Genomic DNA, 2746 nt, shown 5'->3' on the forward strand with positions numbered 1-2746 from the left:
GGAGCAGGATTAAACTGATTACACTGATTTCGCTGATTTGATTACTTTGGATTTAAACTGATTTGGGGAGATTTAAGCGGATGTTTTCGCTTATATCTCCCAAAATCATTTTAATCATAAAATCCCAAAAAAATCAAATCAGCGAGATCAGTGTAATCAGTTTAATCCTGAGTCAGACAAAATCCGCACGTCGCCGAAGGCGACAAGCAAAAAATCCCGTTAGCCGGGAAGGCCAACGGGACTTATTAACTCAAACGCGTATAGTGTTGAATTATGCTTTCTTTGCAGCAGGAGCAGCTGCTTTCTTTGCATGTTCGTGCTTAACAGCTTTCTTAGTAGAATCAGCAGTAGCTTTAGCTTCAGTTTTAGCGGCTTTCTTTGCAGTTTTAGCAGCTGGTGCTTGTGCAAAAGATGCAGCAGAAATGCTCATTACTACTACAGCGGCGATCAGGCTTTTTTTCATGATGTTGTCTTTTTAAAAATGATTAGATGAAAGAATGTGTTGTTATTGTTTCTGTAGTAAAAATACATCAGCAAAGAGCCCGTTGGCAGGATGTTTCGGTGAACAGGGTATTACTGTCGTTGAACAGGGGAAAATGTACGGTAATGTATAACGGGGAACTATAATAATATATGAATAGCTTCCTGTACAGCCTGTATACACAGCTGTTTCAGCGTATTGAACTGGCCGGCCACCATACCGGGATGATAGCTGTTTTCCTGCAGTTTTTCCAGCGGTTCCAGCACAGGGTAGAGGTGATCCTGTAAACCGATAAAGGACACTGTAGTTTTGAGATTATGTGCGGTAGCGCGTATGGCGGTGATGTCTTCCGCTACTACTGCCTGCTTCAGCAATGATAATTCTTCCGGCAGCTGCGCAATGAATTGCTCCAGCATCGTTTTTTCGAATTGGGTATTGCCTTTGGACAGGTCGTGAAGATAGTTCAGATTGATCAGGTGGTGAACCCCGTTTTCACCAGGCGGGTGTTGGATAGCAGGCAATTCCCGTGGCGGCAGTTTGCCGATGTACACCTGGATCATTTTATACAGGTCGTCCTCAATGATAGGCTTGGAAATGTATTCATTCATGCCCATTTGCAGGCATTTGTCCCGTTCGCCGGCCATGGCGTGGGCTGTCATGGCTATTACCGGGATCGTGGAATGAAGCTCGTTCCGGATGGCCTGTACAGCCATGTAGCCATCCATTTCAGGCATTTGTATATCCATGAGCACCAGGTCGTAGTGCTGCCGCTCTAACGCCTGTAACACCTCTTTACCGTTGTTCACCAATTTGTATTGCAAATGCCAGTTACCCAGCAGATGACGGAGCAGGTTTTGGTTCATCCGGTTGTCCTCGGCCACCAGCAGCCTTACATCCGGGTGCAGTGGCAACTGGTCGTTTTCTGCAAAATAGTTGGCGCCTTCTTCCTGCAGGGGTTCGCCCAGTGTGTATGGCAACTCCACTTTGAAGGTGGCGCCTTCCCCTGGTTTACTTTCCACGGAAATAAAGCCGTTTTGTAATTCTATCAGCTGTTTTACGATGGTAAGTCCTAAGCCAGTACCGCCGTATTTACGGGTAGTAGCGGCTTCCGCCTGGTTAAAGCGGTCAAAGATGCTGTGTTGCTTGGATGGTTCAATGCCTATACCGGTATCACTAACGGTGAACAGTAAACGAACTTCATTTTCTTCCTGCCAGATCTTTGCCACATGTATTCGTACTTCCCCATCACCGGTAAATTTAATGGCGTTGCTGGTAAGATTCACCAGCACCTGTGTAAGCCGCATTACATCTCCATACAAAATATCCGGTACATCGTCGCCGATAGTAACCGACAACTGCAGCTGCTTTTCCTCCGCCTTTGGCCGGAACATGGTATTGATGGCATGCAGTACGCCGCGTAAACTGAAAGAGGTGGCTTCTATGCGCATCATCCCGGATTCTATTTTGGAGATGTCCAGGATGTCGTTAATGATCTCCAGCAAGCTTTGCCCGGCATTTTCTATGGCGGCTACATATTCTTTGGATTTATCATTCAGCGGCTGCACTTTAAGCAAATTGGTAAACCCGATGACGGCGTTCATCGGCGTACGTATTTCATGGCTCATATTGGCCAGGAACTGTTCTTTTACAGCCGCCAGTTTCTTTTCCTGCTGCTGCGATTCATCCAGCGCTTCTATCAGTTGCTCCTGCCGGTGGATGCGGCTGGTTATGTACAGGAATGCCAGCAGGCTCATTAGGCAGGCAAAGAAAACCAGTACCGTACCCCAGCGCTGTGCTTTCTGCCCGCTGCTGTCAATCAGGTGGGTAGTACGGTTCACTTCCGATTGCCGGGTGGTGTCCAGCTGTCGTAAAATACCGGTGATGGCTTCTCCCAGCCGCTTTCCTTTCTGGTTGTTAATGAGTTTTTCTGCCGCCCACTTACCCTGGCTGTAAAAGGTATCCAGCACCGTCAGGTTGAAATTGTTCTTTTCATCCACCAGGTAGTTGAGCTGGGTGAGGAGCTTTTCGGTGCTATCGTTTTTGATGATCTTATTGATCTCTTTGAGATCAGCCTTTATAATGGCTATTTCGGCTTCAATGCCTGTAATATGGATGGTATCCCGGGAAATGACCGCACCGCGTACTTTACTGTCGGTTTTGGCCATATTTGTTTGCAGCTTCTGGAGTTCATTCTTTACATTCAGTTCCTGGAGCAGTTGCTCGTTGCCTTTAATGAGTTTATGGATATTGTTTGCGGAATTGAAT

The 2746-nt window shown here is 46.7% G+C and carries 3 protein-coding genes; 1 reads left to right on the plus strand and 2 read right to left on the minus strand.

Going from position 1 to position 2746, the window contains the following annotated elements; translation table 11 throughout:
- Positions 1–271: 271 nt before the first annotated feature.
- Positions 272–463 carry a hypothetical protein gene (locus VN105_RS28900; protein ID WP_325646823.1) on the minus strand — a complete coding sequence of 64 codons (192 nt, stop codon included), beginning with the start codon at positions 461–463 and terminating at the stop codon, positions 272–274.
- Between the two features lie 26 nt (positions 464–489).
- Here VN105_RS28900 and VN105_RS28905 point away from each other — a divergent pair, with 26 nt between their 5' ends.
- On the plus strand, positions 490–627 hold the full coding sequence (locus tag VN105_RS28905) for a hypothetical protein (protein WP_325646824.1): 138 nt from the start codon (positions 490–492) through the stop codon (positions 625–627).
- Here the strand turns inward: VN105_RS28905 and VN105_RS28910 are convergent.
- Positions 622–2746: hybrid sensor histidine kinase/response regulator (locus VN105_RS28910; RefSeq protein WP_325646826.1), on the minus strand; the 2125-nt coding region annotated here is incomplete at its 5' end. The genes VN105_RS28905 and VN105_RS28910 overlap by 6 nt on opposite strands.

The sequence above is a fragment of the Chitinophaga sp. genome, from assembly GCF_035564935.1.
Lineage (GTDB): Bacteria > Bacteroidota > Bacteroidia > Chitinophagales > Chitinophagaceae > Chitinophaga.

Excerpts from the sequence above, each read along its gene's own strand:
- VN105_RS28900 (WP_325646823.1), bottom strand. The coding sequence starts at position 463 with ATGAAAAAAAGCCTGATCGCCGCTGTAGTAGTAATGAGCATTTCTGCT.
- VN105_RS28905 (WP_325646824.1), top strand. The coding sequence starts at position 490 with ATGAAAGAATGTGTTGTTATTGTTTCTGTAGTAAAAATACATCAGCAA.